This window comes from Paraburkholderia sp. RL17-347-BIC-D, from assembly GCF_046027915.1.
Taxonomy (GTDB): Bacteria; Pseudomonadota; Gammaproteobacteria; order Burkholderiales; family Burkholderiaceae; genus Paraburkholderia.
This window is the reverse complement of the sequence record NZ_JARESS010000097.1, coordinates 1-14918: the sequence shown is the minus strand read 5'-3', so window position 1 is coordinate 14918 and position 14918 is coordinate 1. Positions and strand designations below refer to the sequence as shown.

The following is a 14918-nucleotide window of genomic DNA, read 5'->3' as shown; positions in this document are numbered from 1 at the left end:
GAGTTTGCTATTGACGGGAGTCGACATAAGGCGGGCTTCGAAGGGCGGATTAGAATAGACGTTCGACGGCATTGTAGCCCCAATTGGCGGCCCAATTCCTTCAATACGGGTACAACTGCCGCGACAGAAACATAGCGAAAGGCTGACGTGGCATGCTGTGGCCGCAACGCGACCCGAATCGGAGTTGCCGGGCGATCGAATGTTTACCCGATGACCACTCCATACAATGCGCGCCGTTAGCCGCAGTTCGCAACAATTAATCGTTCACCCTTCGCCACCATGCTCTCCGAGTTTTCGCTGATCGATCGTTTCTTTGCCCGCCGCGCCGCTGCCCGGCCCGCCGACGCCGCGAGCGGCACGCTCGGCATCGGCGACGACTGTGCGCTGCTCGCCCCGCGCGCGGGCGAAATGCTGGCGATATCGACGGACATGTTGGTGGAAGGCCGCCACTTTTTCGACGATGTCGATCCCGAGGCGCTGGGTCACAAAGCCCTCGCCGTGAACTTGTCGGACCTCGCCGCGATGGGCGCGCAACCGCAGGCGTTCACGCTGGCGTTCTCCTTGCCAAAGGCCGAAGAAGCCTGGCTTGCCGCGTTCAGCGAAGGGCTTTTCGCGCTGGCCGAACGCTACGGCTGCGAGCTGATCGGCGGCGATACGACCGGCGGTCCGCTGAATCTGTGCATCACGGTATTCGGCAGCGTGCCGCCGCGCGCGGCGCTGCGCCGCGACGCCGCGCAACCGGGCGATGACATCTGGATTTCCGGCACGCTCGGCGACGCGCGCGCCGGCCTCGGCGTGCGGCGCGGCGAATGGTCCGCCGATGCCAGCGACACTGCGACGTTTAGTCGCGCCCTCGACCGCCCGGAGCCGCGTGTCGCGCTCGGGCTCGCGCTGCGCGGCATCGCGCACGCGGCGCTCGACCTCTCGGACGGTCTCGCGGGCGATCTGATGCACATTCTGGAACGCTCGAACTTGCGAGCCACGGTCGACGTCGACGCCGTGCCTCGTTCCGCCGCGCTGCGCCGCCTCGCGCCCGAGATCCAGCGACGCTGCACGCTCGCCGGCGGCGACGACTACGAGCTGTGCTTCACCGCGCCGCCCGCGGCGCGTGCCGCAGTCGAAAAGGCCGGCCAGGAGGTGGGCATTCAGCTCACCCGCATCGGTACAATAAGCGCTCTCGAATCGGCGGCCGACCGCCCGGCGATCGGCTGGCGCGATGCCGCCGGCGCGCCGCTTACTCTGACGTTGCAAGGCTTCGACCACTTTCATGCAGACTGATCCCCCGCTCGGCCCGGCCGACAAACTCATCAGCGTCGAGCCGCCGCAGGCGCCGCGCGCGCCCGATCCGCGCCCGCCCGGCCGTCAGCCGCGCCGCGCCACCGCGCGCTTCATGCTGTCGCATCCGCTGCACATTCTGTCGCTGGGGTTCGGCAGCGGCTTGTCGCCGGTCGCGCCGGGCACGATCGGCACGCTGTTCGCGTGGGCGTCGTTCGCCGTTCTGAGCCGTTATCTGACCGTAATCGAGTGGGGCCTGCTGATCGTCGCCGGCTTCTTCGGCGGCATTGCGATTTGCGGGTTCACCGCGAAGAAGCTCGGCATCGACGATCCTTCGCCGGTCGTGTGGGACGAAATCATCGCGTTCTGGCTGGTGCTGCTAATGGTCACGCCGGTCACGCTGACCGGGCAGTTGTGGGCGTTCCTCGTGTTCCGCTTCTTCGACATGGTGAAGCCGCCACCCATCGGCTATTTCGATCGTCGTCTGAAAGGTGGCTTTGGCATCATGTTCGATGACCTGGTCGCCGCGTTTTTCACGCTGCTCGTGATTGCACTCTGGCGCATGTCCGTTTGACTGCTGCCCGGCGGCCGCCGCGCCGCCGGGCATTCACCGCCAGCCCCCGTTTTTCCGGATTGACGCCATGCCTACCGATTCCGTCGTTCACCAGCTCGCCATTCGCGTGAGCAACCGTCTGCGCGACGAGCGCCTCATGCTCGTCACGGCCGAGTCCTGCACGGGCGGCATGGTAGCGACCGCGATCACCGACATTTCCGGCAGCAGCGGCTGGTTCGAGCGCGGCTTCGTCACGTATTCGAATCAGGCGAAGAGCGAGATGATCGGCGTGCCCGCCGAGCTGATCGACAAGCACGGCGCGGTCAGCGAGCAAGTGGCACGCGCCATGGCCGAAGGCGCGCTGCGCAATAGCCGCGCGCAGGTCTCGCTGTCGATTACCGGCGTCGCCGGACCGGGCGGCGGCACCGAGACCAAACCGGTCGGCATGGTCTCGTTCGGTTGGAGCAACCGGCTGCATACGTCGGTGGAAACGAAGATCTTCAAAGGCGACCGCGAGAAGATCCGCGTGCAGGCTGCCGCACATGCATTGCGCGGCGTCCTCGCCTTGCTCGACGAACGCGAGCACTAACCTTTGTTCGAAGCGGAGAGCCGATGCCTGATTCGCACGCAGTCAAAGACGAACTGATCCGCCGCCTCGATCTTAAACCGCATCCCGAAGGCGGATTTTTCAGCGAGACGTACCGCTCGGCGGAGCGCGTGATCCGCGACAGCGACCACAGCGCAGCGGAAACGCGCTCTGCGTCCACGGCGATCTATTACCTGCTCTGCGACGGCGCGCATTCGGCGTGGCACCGGATCAAGTCCGACGAGGTTTGGCATTTCTATGCGGGCGAACCGTTGAACGTCCATGTGCTCGACGAGACGGGCGCATTGGTGACACATAAGCTCGGCGACGCGCTGACGCACGCGGATGCCGTGTTTCAGGCCGTGGTGCCGGCAGGTCTGTGGTTCGCGGCGGAATGCGCCGATCCGGCGACCTTCGCGCTGGTGGGTTGCACGGTGGCGCCGGGTTTTGAATTCAGCGAATTCGAACTGGCGGATGTCGGCACGTTGAAAGCGCGGCATCCGCGGCATGCGGCGTTGATCGAGCGGCTGGGCCCAACCTGAATCCCAAGCGTTCATAGGCTGCCTTCAATGAAGGTTGCCCGCGCTTTTATGCCGATATCGCGGATATCGACGCGTTGAAAGCGCGGCATGCCGCGTTGATCGACCGGCTGAGGCCAAACTGAACTCCACGCGCGCCCGAACAACGACAGCCTGCGATTATCGGAACGCGTTGATCCGGTCCCGCGTTTCCATCGCGGCCTTCGCCGCGGCTTCGGCGAAATCGTCGCCCTTGCCCGCGTAGATAATCGCCCGCGACGAGTTGATCAGCATGCCCGTGCCGTTCGCGGTGCGGCCGGCGTTGACCGTCGCTTCCACATCGCCGCCTTGCGCGCCGATGCCCGGAATCAGCAGCGGCATATCGCCGACGATCCCCCGCACCACTTCGATCTCTTTCGGGAAAGTCGCGCCGACCACCAGACTCAGCTGGCCGCTCGCATTCCATTTCTCCGCCGCCAGTTTTGCGACGACCTGATAGAGCGGACGGCCGCCCGTCTCCAGGAATTGCAGGTCGGAGCCGCCCGGGTTCGACGTGCGGCACAGCACGATCACGCCTTTGCCTGCGTGCTCCAGATACGGCTGGATCGAGTCGAAACCCATGTAGGGATTCACCGTCACGGCGTCCGCCTGATAACGCTCGAACGCCTCGCGCGCATATTGCTCGGCGGTGCTGCCGATGTCGCCGCGCTTCGCGTCCAGAATCACCGGCAGGCCCGGATGGTTCGCATGAATGTGGGTGATCAGCTGCTCAAGCTGGTTTTCCGCGCGATGCGCCGCGAAGTAGGCAATCTGCGGTTTGAAAGACGACGCATACGGTGCGGTTGCGTCGACGATCGTGCGGCAGAAGTCGAAGATCGCCTCAGGACGGCCTGCGAGCGCGCCCGGGAATTTGCTCGGCTCGGGATCGAGGCCGACGCACAGCAGCGAGTTGGTGCGCCGCCAGGCGTCGTTGAGTGTCTGGATGAAGTTGGACATGGTGGGTCTCGCGGCGAGCTGGAAAACGAAAGAGGCGCGTATTTTACCCGTCCTGCGCGGCGGGCCGCGCCACCTTCGCCCGCTACTGCCGCCGCTTCGAGCCGCGCGCGCCCGGCATTGAGCGCAAACCCGTGCGTTCGACGGTGAATCGGAACGTGCGCGTCAGTCGCTCGCCGCGTCCTAGCAAGGTCATGCCGTTTTCGCTCGCGCCGCCGGCCAGGTTCATCGCGTTGATCGGATGATCCACCGGTTCGAAACAGAAAAAGTCTTCGCCGGGCGGCGTGTACAGCACGTAGTAGTCGGTATCGGCGGCAATGTTCAGCGACAGGCGGCGCTTCGGCCACACTACCGCCGCTTGCCCACTCCAGCCGGTAAAGGCGTGATTGACGATGGTTTCCGGCAGCGGATACGCCACGCCGAATTGCCAGGCGGGCGGCGCCTGCACATGCCGCACCGGCAACCAATCGTCGCCGGAGAGCCACAGGCCGCCGGCCGCGGCGGACAACTCGGTGTCCGTGTCGCGCACGAAGAAGGGATGCACGCCCAGCCCGAAAGGCAGCGCCTCGCGGCCGGTATTTTCGATTTCGAGCGTGACGACCAGCGTCGGGCCGTCCAGTGTATAGGTTTGCGTCGCGCGGTACGTGTACGGCTTGCCGTCGCGGCGATCGAGCGTGAGGCGGACGTTTTCGCGATCCGACTCCGCGACCTGCCAGGCCGATTGCCAACCGTCGCCGTGAATCGGCAAGGGTTCGTCGGCGCGATTGCGCGGCACCTCGACGCGCCGTCCCGCCACATTGAATTCCCCGCCGCCGATGCGATTTGAATACGGCAGGAGCGGATAACAGGACAACTGGTTCGGTTGCGTATCGGCGCCGACGTGGCGGCAGCGGCGGAAGATCGGCGTGAGCGCGCCGTCGTTGCGCCAGTCGAAACGGGTGACGCCGCCGCCGAGCGTCGGCGCGACGTCGAGACGCAAATGCGCGTTGGCGAGCGTGATGCACGCGACATCGCCGGCGCTGGCTTCGCCGACGGCCACCGCCGACGTGCTGGGACCCGGCAACACCGGATTGGCCGCCGCGGCGAGTCGCGAGCGTCGACTCTGTGAGGTCTGAGGGGAGGAAGAAACAAGATTCGCAACAGTCATATCTGGCTCCATCGAGAGGCTTGGGACGTTGCCGTCATTGCTGACGGATGCTGTTGGGCGATTTTCTTAAACTGGTCGCCTCTGGGTCCGAACTGCATGCTGCCGATTTGCTGCCACTGGGATTGCACCATCAACTTGCGATTCACTTTCAGATTCACTGCCCGACCGCGCTTTATCGTTTCATTACTTCATTGCTGCCTCGAGAACGAGGCAGCGTCATTCTGCGCTAAGCTGGCGCGCCTTGGAACACCGGCTCCGGCAAACCTTGCCGTCCGGGCGTGGCGACGAACACGCCGCCGGCGTGCGTATCGTCCGCAAGCGCCGCTGCATCGAGGTCACAGCGTGCGCTCGTGATGTACAGCGTGCCGAGTTGCGCGCCGCCCACCGCGACGCAGCTGGGCTGCGCGGTCGGCACGTCGACGCGCTCCGTTTCCACGCCGTCCGGGCCGTAGCGCACCACTCGCCGGCCGCCCCATTGCGCGTTCCACAAGCCGCCGTCGCGGTCGACGGTCGAGCCGTCGGGTTCGCCGGTGGCGTCGGTGAGCTGGGTGAACAGGCGGTCGTTGGCGATGCCGCCGTCAGCGCGGTAGTCGCACGCGCGGATTTCGCGTGTGGGCGAATCGCAGTAGTACATCGTCGTGCCGTCGGGACTGAACGCAATGCTGTTCGAGATCGCGGGCGCGGGCAACGGCAAACGCTCGAGCGAAAGATCGTGATCGAGCCGGTAGAAGCCGCCGATTGCCTGCAGCGGCGCGCCTTCATCTTTGGTGCCGAACACGAAGCGCCCCTGACGGTCGCAGCGGCCGTCGTTCACGCGCGTATTCAAGCCGGGTTCCACGTCGATGATGCGCCGCGTCTCGCCGGTGGCCAGCTCGAAAAAGGCAAGATGCGTGGCCAGGCCGAGCAGCAGGTAACGCGGATCCGCGCACAGCGCGAACGTGGCGAGGCGCTCGGGCATACGCCAGGACATGGTGCTACCGTCCCTCGGGTCATAGCGCCACAGGCGCGCGCCTTCGATATCCGTCCAATAGAAACGGCCGCTTTGCGCGCACCATGTCGCGCCTTCGCCGAGCGTGCATTTCGTATCGAGCAGCAGCGCGGCCGTGCAGGATGAACCGCTCGCACTCACGCCCAGCCTCCGTCGACGATGATGTCCTGCGCGGTGATCATCCGGCTGTCGTCGGCGGCGAGGAAGAGCGCCATGCGCGCGAGGTCGGCCGGTTCCAGCTCGGCGTCGATGCACTGCCCTTCCTTGATCGAACGACGGCCCGCGTCGTCGAGCCACAAGCGCTTCTGCTTCTCGGTCATCACCCACCCCGGCGCCAGCGTATTGACGCGGATATTGAAGTGGCCGAGGTCGCGCGCAAGACCGCGCGTCAAACCCTGCACCGCGGATTTCGACATCACATAGACCGGATAGCCGCCGTTCTTCAGCATCCAGCTGATCGAACCGAGGTTGATGATCGAGCCGCTGTTGGCGGCTTTCATGTCTTCCATCACCGCTTGCGCAGCAAAGAACTGGTGCCGAATGTTCACCGCGATGCCCGCGTCGAACGACTCGCGCGTGACTTCGCCGATCGTGTGGCGCTTGTCGTTCGCGGCGTTGTTCACCAGCACCTGGATCGGGCCGAGCGCGGTCTTCACGTCGGCGATCGCTTTTTGCAGCGCGTCGATGTCGGTCAGATCGCACGGCAGGAACAGCGGTTTGTGCTTCGAATCGCCGAGCTCGTCGGCGAGCGCTTCGCCGGCGCTCACGTCGATGTCGAAGAACGCGACGCGAGCGCCTTGCGCCGCGAAGTGCTCGACGAACGATGCGCCGATGCCGGTCGCGCCACCCGTGATCAACACCGTGCGGTCGACGAGGCTCGGATAGCGCGCAAAGACGTTATCCGCGAGACGGACGTTTGCATTGGCCGGAGACGACATCGTTCGATTCCTTTTAGAGCAAGTGAGTGAGTCGCGGGTTTAATCGCGCGATCCGCGGTTCTTCAACTGGTCGAGCAGCACGGCGGCGAGCAGGATCGCGCCACGCACGAGGTACTGATAGAACGCGTCGATGTTCATCAGGTTCATCACGTTCTCGACCGTGCCCATGATCAGCACGCCGATCACGACGCCGGAAATCGTCGCGCGGCCGCCGAGCAGCGAGACGCCGCCCAACACGCACGCCGAGATCACGTTCAGCTCGAAGCCTTCCGCGGCATTCGGCTGACCCGACGTGATACGCGAGGCCAGAATCACACCGGCCAGCGCGGTCACCGCGCCCTGAATCAGGAAGATGTAGACGCGCGTGCGTTCCACATTGATACCGGCCAGACGCGACGCTTCCGGATTGCCGCCGATCGCGAGCGTATTGCGGCCGTACACGGTCTGGTTGAGCATCACGCCGAACACGATGAAGCACAGCAGCGTGACCCAGATCGGCAGCGACACGCCGAAAAAGCTCAAACCGCCGAGCGCGATAAACGTATCCGACGACACGCCCACCGCCTGACCGTGCGAGACGATAAAGCCGAGGCCGCGAACGATTTCCATCGTGGCGAGCGTCGTGATCAGCGCGTTGATGCGCAGATACGCGATCACCGCGCCGTTGACGAAGCCGATCACGCCGCCCGCCGCCACCGCCGCGATGATCGCGATGAAGGTGTTACCGGTGGCGTTGAGCACCATCGCGCACAAGACGCCGGCGAACGCGACGGTCGAACCCACCGACAAGTCGAAGTCGCGCGAGGCGAGACAGAACATCATCGTGCACGAGACCATGCCGATCTGCGAGATCGACAGCGCGAGGCCGAGCATGTTCTCGATCGAGAAGAAGTGATCGACGGTCAGCGACATCGTGACGAACATCACGATGAAGATCACGATCAGGCTGTACTCGGTGATCTGTTGCCACCATTTCGCCTTGTCGTTGGACTGCGGAATCAGCGCTTCGGCGGCGCTCTTGGCGGCCTGTTGCGCGAGGTTTTCTCTGGCTTGCATGTTGAAGACTCCTCCCGTTCCCCACGGGTTGCCGGACTTTCGTCCGAATGATGTTCAGGCTGCCTGTTGGGCAGCCGATGCGGTTCCGGTGCCGGTTCCAGGTAACGCGGTCGAGCTTTGCGGCAAGGCGAGGCTCAAGACCGATTGTTCCGTTGCATCCTGGCGCGCCAGCTCGCCGGAAATCCGGCCCTGACGCATCACGACGATCCGGTCGGACACGCCGAGCACTTCCGGCAGTTCCGACGAAATCATCACGATCGCGCAGCCGCGTTCGGCAAGCTGATAGATCACGTTGTAGATTTCATGCTTCGCGCCGACGTCGATACCGCGAGTCGGCTCGTCGAGAATCACCACTTTCAGATCGGGCTCAGCCAACCAGCGCGACAGAATCGCCTTCTGCTGATTGCCGCCCGACAGGAAACGAATCTTCTGGCGGCGGCTCGGCGTCTTGATCTTGAGCAGCTTGATGAAACGGTCCGCGGTTTCCGCTTCCTTCTTGCGATCGAGGAACATCCCCGCGCGCAGGTAGTGACGGCGGCAACTAATATTGATGTTCTCCGACACCGTCGCCATCGCGACGATGCCCTCTTCCTTGCGGTCTTCCGGGCAGAGCACGATGCCGTGCCTGATCGCTTCACCCGCGCTGCGCACCTTGATCGGCTTGCCGTCGAGCATCAACTCGCCGCCCTTCTTGTGATCGGCGCCGTACACCAGATGCATCAGTTCGCTACGGCCCGCGCCCACCAGACCGAAAAAGCCGACGATCTCACCGCGGCGCACTTCGAAGCTGGCCGGTTGCGCGAGCGCGTGGCCTTCGATCGCTTTCGCCGCGAAGCGCACTTCGCCGAGCGGCCGCGCCGAGTAGTTATAGATGTCCGAAATTTCCCGCCCCACCATCTCGCTGACGATGGTGTCGCGCGACACGCCTTCGAGCGTCGGATGCGAGGCGATCTTGCGGCCGTCGCGGAAGATCGTGCAGGCGTCGCACAGTTCGTAGATCTCGTCCATGCGGTGCGAGATGTAGATCATCGCGCGGTTGTCGGCACGCAGATCGCGCACCAGCTTGAACAGCACCTCGGTCTCACGATGCGACAGCGAGCTGGTCGGCTCATCCAATGCGATCACGCGCGCGTTACGCAGCAGCGCCTTGCAGATTTCCACCATCTGGCGCTGCGCGATCGAGAGCTTGCGCAGCTTCGCGTTCGGGTCGAGCGCCACGCCCATCGCTTCGAGGCGTTCGCGCACGAAGCGTTTGGCTTCGCGCTTGTTGACCCAGCCGAGCGAGTTCGGCAACTGGCCGAGCAGCAGGTTTTCCGCGACCGTCAGATCGGGCACGTATTGCAGTTCCTGGTGAATCACCGCGATGCCCGCCGCGATCGACGACGCCGCGCTGGAGAAGCGCACCTCGTTGCCGTCGATCATCACACGGCCCGAGTCGGGCTGATATTCACCGCCGAGAATCTTCAGCAGGGTCGATTTCCCTGCGCCGTTTTCGCCCATCAGGCCGTGCACCTGGCCGACGTTGACGTCGAAGGACACACCGTCGAGCGCGCGCACGCCTGGAAAGACTTTGCCGATATTGTCAAAACGTAGCGTCGCTGACACTTCGCCTCCTAATGCTTCGTGTGAACCTTTGCTTTGTGGCGCCTGCGTGATTACGTCATGGGCAGGTGCAAAGCAGAGCATGTCTCAACTACTCATCTTGTATTGCTGCTGCCGGCGCGTGCCCTCTTTCGCGAAAGAGAAACACGCGCCGGCAGTTCACTTCATGTCACCACTTGCTGAATCAAACCGCTCAATTTGCCGCGAGGCCCATCTTCTGGCGCACATCGGCGACGTTGTCACGCGTGGCCAGCATGCCGGTCGTCAGGGTCAGCGCCGGCGGTGCCTTGCCTTGCGTGATCCAGTCGTACATCAGCGTCGAGGTTTCTTCGCCGTGGCGCTTCGGGCTGATGATGACCGTGCCGTAGAAGCCGGTCGGCGACGGCTTCTTGAACTCGTTGAGTGCCGAGTCCGATCCGCCGATGCCGATACCGATCATGTTGTCCGCCTTGAAGCCGCGGCCTTCCGCTGCACGCACGGCGCCGAGCACGGCTTCGTCGTTCAGGCCGTAAGCGACCCAGTGCTTGAAGTTCGGATTCTTCGTCAGCGCGATGTTAGCGGCGTTGAACGCGTTTTCCGTGTCGGTCTTCGCTTGCGGCGCGGCGATGATGTTCGCCTTCGGGAAGCCGGCGGCGATCAGTGCGTCGGTTGCGCCGCTGGTGCGGTCATGCGCGGTCGGCAGTTGTTCGTAGGTCACGTCGATCGCGCCCACGTCCTTCATGTCCCAGCCGCGTTTCTTGATTTCCGCGGCCAGACCGTCGCCGACCTGCTTGCCGATGTTGTACGCCGAGATGCCCATATGCGGCACCGATGCGATCGGCTTGCCCGAGCCGTCGACCAGACGATCGTCCACCGTCATCATCTTCAGGCCGTCGGCTTTCGCTTTCGCGACGATGCCCGGTCCGAGCTTGACGTCAGGCGTGCAGATCACAAAGCCTTGCGCCTTTTGCGCCGACAGGTTGTCGATTGCGCTCATCACCTTCTCGCCCGACGGCGCGCCGATCTTCACCAGCGTGAAGCCCTTTTCCTTGGCGGCGATTTCGGCGAACTTCCACTCGTCCTGGAACCACGGTTCTTCCGGCTGCTTCACGAGGAAGCCGATCTTCACCGGATCGGCAGCTTGCGCGACCGGTGCGTTGAAGAGCACACCCGTCGCCGCTGCTGCCAGCGTGAGGAAAATTCTACGTTTCATGATGCGTGTCTCCTGACTAATTGATAACGAGAAGGTATCGGCCGCGTCTTCTTGTACCGGTTGTGACACACGCGGCCAGCGCGTCGTCCGGTGTACTCCATGCGCCCCTGCGCAATTCGGGTCCTGCAAAAATCAGTCGTGATACAGCGCCGAGCGGCCACCATCCACGGTGATGCAGGTGGCGTTGATGAACGGCGCTTCGTCCGAGGCGAGAAACACCGCGGTCATCGCCACTTCTTCCGGGCGGCCAATGCGTTTCATCGGCTGCAGAGCCAGCGTCGCCTGCTGCGCGGCGGCCGGATCGGCCTGCTCGTTCCACCAGTCATGCGTCAATTGCGTTTCGATGTAACCCGGCGCGATCGCGTTGACCCGCACATTGCGCGGCGCGTATTCGATGCCGAGCGCGCGCGTCAGGCCGATCACACCGTGCTTCGCCACGGGGTACGGAAAGCAGCCCGGAATGATCTTGAACGAATGCGTCGAGGCGATATTCACGATGCTGCCCGCGCCGCGTTCGACCATGCCCGGCAACGCCGCGCGGCAACCGTTCCACACGCCGTCGAGATCGACCGCGAAGCAGCGGCGCCAGTCTTCGTCGGTCATGGTGAGCGGGTCGCAGAACACGTTGATGCCGGCGTTGTTCACCAGCACGTCGAGCGCGCCGAATGCGCGTTCGGCTTCGCTCACCGCGTGCTGAACCGACGCGGATTGCGTCACGTCCGTATGCACCGCGAGCACGCGCGCGCCGGTCTGCACCTTGATATGCTCGGCCGTCTGCTGCGCGGTGTCGATATCCAGTTCGGCCAGCACGACCGCCGCGCCCTCGCGTGCGAACGCATGCGCGATCGCCGCGCCGATGCCGCGACCGGCGCCGGTGACGAGAGCGACTTTACCGGCGAGCCGTTTCATTTCTTCGCACCCGCACGGGCGATGCGCAAACCGTTGATGAACGCCTTCGCGTGCGATGCCGTCACGGCCGCGCTCTGACCCGGTTTGTACAGCGCCGAGCCGAGACCGAAGCCGTTCGCGCCCGCGCTGAGGAACGGGCCCATGTTGTCAGGCGTGATGCCGCCGACCGGGACCAACGGCACTTCCGCCGCGATCACCGCGCGCCATGCTTTCACGACCTGACAGCCGAGCTGTTCGGCGGGGAACATCTTCAGCACGTCCGCGCCGTTCTTCAGCGCGATGAACGCTTCGTTCGGTGTCGCGACGCCTGGCGCGCAGGCCATGCCTTGCGCCTTCGCGGCACTGACGACTTCCGGATCGCTATGCGGCATGACGATCAGTTCGCCGCCCGCCGACTTCACGTCGTTGACGAAACTCGGATGCAGCACCGTGCCCGCGCCGACGATCGCGTCGGCCGGCAACACCTTGCGGATCGCGGCGATGCTGTCGAACGGTTGCGGCGAATTCAGCGGCACTTCGACGATCCGGAAGCCGGCTTCATACAGCGCCTGACCGTGCTCGGCGGCATCGGCGGGCGTCACGCCGCGCATGATCGCGATCAGCGGACACGCCTCGAACGCCGCGATCAAACCCGCGTGCGGCATGTACGGAGCGGGCAGATTGATGTGAGGTTGCATGTCGGTTCCTTGTTTCGTGGGCGGCGGCGCTGCCGGTCAGGCGCGCGCCGTCTTGGCGGCCGGTTGGACGAGCCCCGCCTGCGACGCGACGCGCCACAGGCCGCGCTCGGTAGCGTGCTTGACCAGTTCCGCCTGGGTACAGCCGAATTGCGCCAGCGCGAGCCGATAGCGCTCGCACAGCGCTTCGTTGCCGATCAGGCGCAGGCTCTGCCCAGCAAGCGCGCTTTGTTGTTGCGCGAGCACGGCATCGAGGCCGGCCAGTTCATGTCCAATCAGCAATCCCGACAGATAGTCGGGTTGTTGTTCGCGCGAAAGTTGTCCGGTGAGGCCGAGCGTGCGCGAACTGAATACGGTCGCGAGCACACCCGCCTGGCCTTTTTCCCGGGCGATGTTCACGCCATGCAGGAACGCGCCGGTGTCCGGAAGATCCGGCGTGAGCATCGTGCGGCCGAGAATCGTGTGTTCGCGCAATGCCGCGAACACTTCGCCGGTCATGAAAGTGTGAAAACGTTCGATGCGGTCCGCCTGCACCACCGCCCATTTCGCGTGCGTGCCGGGCAGGCCGATCAGGGCACGCTTGCCGCTGTCGGCGGTGTTCGTTTCCTCGCCGAGTGCGCCGAAGATTTGCGTTTCTTCGCCGCGCATCACGTTGGGCAGTTCGCCGCGTTGCAGGACGCCCGGCACGATATGCAGCGTCACGCCGCACGCCGCCTTGACGCGGACGATGCCGGCCACCAGCGCATCGGCGCTCGCCGGCGTGTCCACATACGGCGCTTCCAGCCAGCCTTGCGCGCTGCCGACCATGCCGGCCGCGATCACCGGCGCGGCGGGCGCGTGTTCGAGCCAGGCGCCGCAGGCGTCGTCGAAGGCCGCGTCGAAGCCGCCCTGCTCGGCGCTGCGCGGCAGATTCATGATGCCCGCCGTCGATGCGCGCGTCGCCAGCACGTTGCCGGACGCGTCGTACAGATAGGCGCGCAGCGAGGTCGTGCCCCAGTCGAGCGCGATCAGCGCGGCATCCGCGTGGCTGGCGTCCACCGCAACTGCTGCGGCGTGGCTGACTGCCTGGGTGGGAGAACCCGCTCGCTTCATCGCTTGATCCTGCGGGTTGCCGGTTGCGGGGCGCGCCAGCCGAGTTCTTCCGAGATCGCGCGCGCTTCGCGCTGCACGACTGGAATCAGTTCGTCCATGCGTTCGAGCGACATGTACGGAATCGTGCTTGCCACCGACAGCGCCGCCACCACCGCGCCCGACGCATCGCGCACCGGAGCCGCGACGCAGCGGATCGACGCTTCGTTTTCTTCGAGGTCGAAGGTGTACCCGCCGGCGGCGTAGTTGGTCATGCGCTGCATGAAGGTCTGTGCGTCGGGGCGGTTATCCGGCTTGAAGCTGACGCCGGCGAGCGCGCGGCGCGATGCGTCGAACAGCGATTGCCAGACGTCCGGCGTGAGGTCGAGCATCATGGCTTTGCCGATCCCCGTCGACGCCAGCGGCATGCGGTGGCCGACGCGTGAGCGCATTTCAAGGCCACGGGTGCCGGGGATTTTGTCGATGTACAGGACGTCGTCGCCGTCGCGCACGCCGAGGTGGATCGTGTCGAGCGTCTGTTCCGCGAGCGATTCCAGATGCTGACGGGCGACCGCGGTGAGCGGCATCTGTTCGAGTGCGATGGTGCCGAGTTCGATCAGCTTTGGGCCGAGCAGGTAGCCGCCTTGCACCTGGCGCAGGTAGCGCGCTTGCACGAGGCTGCTCACCAGCCGATGCGTGGTGCTGCGGGTCGTGCCGAGCGCGGCGCCGAAGGTGCGCAGGTCGCGGACGCCGGCTGCTGCCGCTTCGAGGATCGCCAGGCCGCGCAGGAGGGTTTGCGTGCCGGCTTGCTGCGGGGTGATGTCGAGCAGCGTGCTGGGCAGCGCGATTCCGTCTACCGGGGCTGGGTGGATGCTGGGTCGGGGCGGTTTCGTGGCCGTGGCCGCGGCCGGGCGCGGGATGGCGCCGGGCTCGTGATCGGCTGATGGCGACAGATCGGCGTCGGACTCGCTCGCGGCGTGAGTAGGCATCGCTTTGTTCATGGCGATTCGCTTTTCGGTGGTTTTTTTTGCGCTTACAGCGCGGGGCCGGAGATTGGGCCTGGGTTGCTCGCGGTGTCGCGGGCGTGGTGCTGCCTTTGCGTTTTAGGCATGGTTGGTTTTGTCTCCGGTTTTTTTGCTGTTGCTTTTGGCGCTGCGCAGGGTTGGCTTTGTTTGCCTTTCGCTGCGGCGCTTTGCGTGTTGGGTTGGATTGTAGGGCGGTTTTTGAGAAAGCTCCAATATGTGAGTGTTGGATTCAGATAATGGGATTTGACGGTGCTAGGCTTTTTTGCCTGTGTTCTGTAGGGCGTTGGCCTTTCCTTGAATTCATGTCGGTCTATTGGCGTCGCCCCTGTGCAGGGCGGGCACCTACTTTCTTTGCCGCGGCAAAGAAAGTAGGCAAAGAAAGCCGCTTCACACC

At 64.6% G+C, this 14918-nt stretch carries 16 protein-coding genes; 4 read left to right on the top strand and 12 right to left on the bottom strand.

What is annotated here, in order from left to right:
• Positions 1-279 precede the first annotated feature (279 nt).
• The 4 genes from thiL to P0D96_RS45900 all read left to right on the top strand — a co-directional run bounded on the left by thiL (position 280) and on the right by P0D96_RS45900 (position 2956).
• On the top strand, positions 280-1278 hold the full coding sequence (thiL, locus tag P0D96_RS45915; RefSeq protein ID WP_408320786.1) for a thiamine-phosphate kinase: 999 nt from the start codon (positions 280-282) through the stop codon (positions 1276-1278).
• Positions 1268-1849, top strand: coding sequence for a phosphatidylglycerophosphatase A family protein (locus P0D96_RS45910; RefSeq protein WP_207915607.1), 582 nt, complete (start codon positions 1268-1270; stop codon positions 1847-1849). Before thiL ends, P0D96_RS45910 begins: the two co-directional genes overlap by 11 nt.
• Before the next feature lie 67 nt (positions 1850-1916).
• Complete coding sequence (locus P0D96_RS45905; RefSeq protein ID WP_106285221.1) at positions 1917-2417, top strand: CinA family protein; 501 nt, start codon at positions 1917-1919, stop codon at positions 2415-2417.
• 23 nt (positions 2418-2440) lie between these two features.
• Positions 2441-2956 carry a cupin domain-containing protein gene (locus P0D96_RS45900; RefSeq protein WP_408183417.1) on the top strand — a complete coding sequence of 172 codons (516 nt, stop codon included), beginning with the start codon at positions 2441-2443 and terminating at the stop codon, positions 2954-2956.
• A gap of 156 nt (positions 2957-3112) precedes the next feature.
• On the opposite strand, the gene pyrF is transcribed toward P0D96_RS45900, so the two are convergent.
• From pyrF to P0D96_RS45840, 12 genes are all read right to left on the bottom strand, one after another.
• The gene (gene pyrF / locus P0D96_RS45895; protein ID WP_408320783.1) at positions 3113-3928 is read right to left on the bottom strand and encodes an orotidine-5'-phosphate decarboxylase; all 816 of its coding nucleotides are present in this window, start codon (positions 3926-3928) and stop codon (positions 3113-3115) included.
• A gap of 82 nt (positions 3929-4010) precedes the next feature.
• A complete protein-coding gene (locus P0D96_RS45890; protein ID WP_408320781.1) occupies positions 4011-5072 on the bottom strand; it encodes an aldose 1-epimerase in 1062 nt (353 codons plus the stop codon).
• Between the two features lie 226 nt (positions 5073-5298).
• On the bottom strand, positions 5299-6201 hold the full coding sequence (locus P0D96_RS45885) for an SMP-30/gluconolactonase/LRE family protein (RefSeq protein WP_408320779.1): 903 nt from the start codon (positions 6199-6201) through the stop codon (positions 5299-5301).
• On the bottom strand, positions 6198-6998 hold the full coding sequence (locus P0D96_RS45880) for an SDR family NAD(P)-dependent oxidoreductase (protein WP_132373035.1): 801 nt from the start codon (positions 6996-6998) through the stop codon (positions 6198-6200). Before P0D96_RS45880 ends, P0D96_RS45885 begins: the two co-directional genes overlap by 4 nt.
• A gap of 39 nt (positions 6999-7037) precedes the next feature.
• On the bottom strand, positions 7038-8054 hold the full coding sequence (araH, locus tag P0D96_RS45875) for an L-arabinose ABC transporter permease AraH (protein WP_132373033.1): 1017 nt from the start codon (positions 8052-8054) through the stop codon (positions 7038-7040).
• Between the two features lie 54 nt (positions 8055-8108).
• Positions 8109-9659, bottom strand: coding sequence for an L-arabinose ABC transporter ATP-binding protein AraG (araG, locus tag P0D96_RS45870; RefSeq protein ID WP_408183412.1), 1551 nt, complete (start codon positions 9657-9659; stop codon positions 8109-8111).
• Between the two features lie 190 nt (positions 9660-9849).
• A complete protein-coding gene (locus tag P0D96_RS45865; RefSeq protein WP_132373029.1) occupies positions 9850-10848 on the bottom strand; it encodes an arabinose ABC transporter substrate-binding protein in 999 nt (332 codons plus the stop codon).
• Between the two features lie 132 nt (positions 10849-10980).
• Positions 10981-11757, bottom strand: coding sequence for an SDR family oxidoreductase (locus tag P0D96_RS45860; protein WP_408294710.1), 777 nt, complete (start codon positions 11755-11757; stop codon positions 10981-10983).
• Positions 11754-12434 carry a 2-dehydro-3-deoxy-6-phosphogalactonate aldolase gene (locus P0D96_RS45855; protein ID WP_408183411.1) on the bottom strand — a complete coding sequence of 227 codons (681 nt, stop codon included), beginning with the start codon at positions 12432-12434 and terminating at the stop codon, positions 11754-11756. Before P0D96_RS45855 ends, P0D96_RS45860 begins: the two co-directional genes overlap by 4 nt.
• Before the next feature lie 36 nt (positions 12435-12470).
• Positions 12471-13523 carry a 2-dehydro-3-deoxygalactonokinase gene (locus tag P0D96_RS45850; protein WP_132373023.1) on the bottom strand — a complete coding sequence of 351 codons (1053 nt, stop codon included), beginning with the start codon at positions 13521-13523 and terminating at the stop codon, positions 12471-12473.
• A complete protein-coding gene (locus P0D96_RS45845; protein ID WP_408320777.1) occupies positions 13520-14500 on the bottom strand; it encodes an IclR family transcriptional regulator in 981 nt (326 codons plus the stop codon). Before P0D96_RS45845 ends, P0D96_RS45850 begins: the two co-directional genes overlap by 4 nt.
• A gap of 32 nt (positions 14501-14532) precedes the next feature.
• A partial coding sequence (locus tag P0D96_RS45840) for a hypothetical protein (protein ID WP_408320774.1) occupies positions 14533-14918 on the bottom strand: 386 nt, incomplete at its 5' end.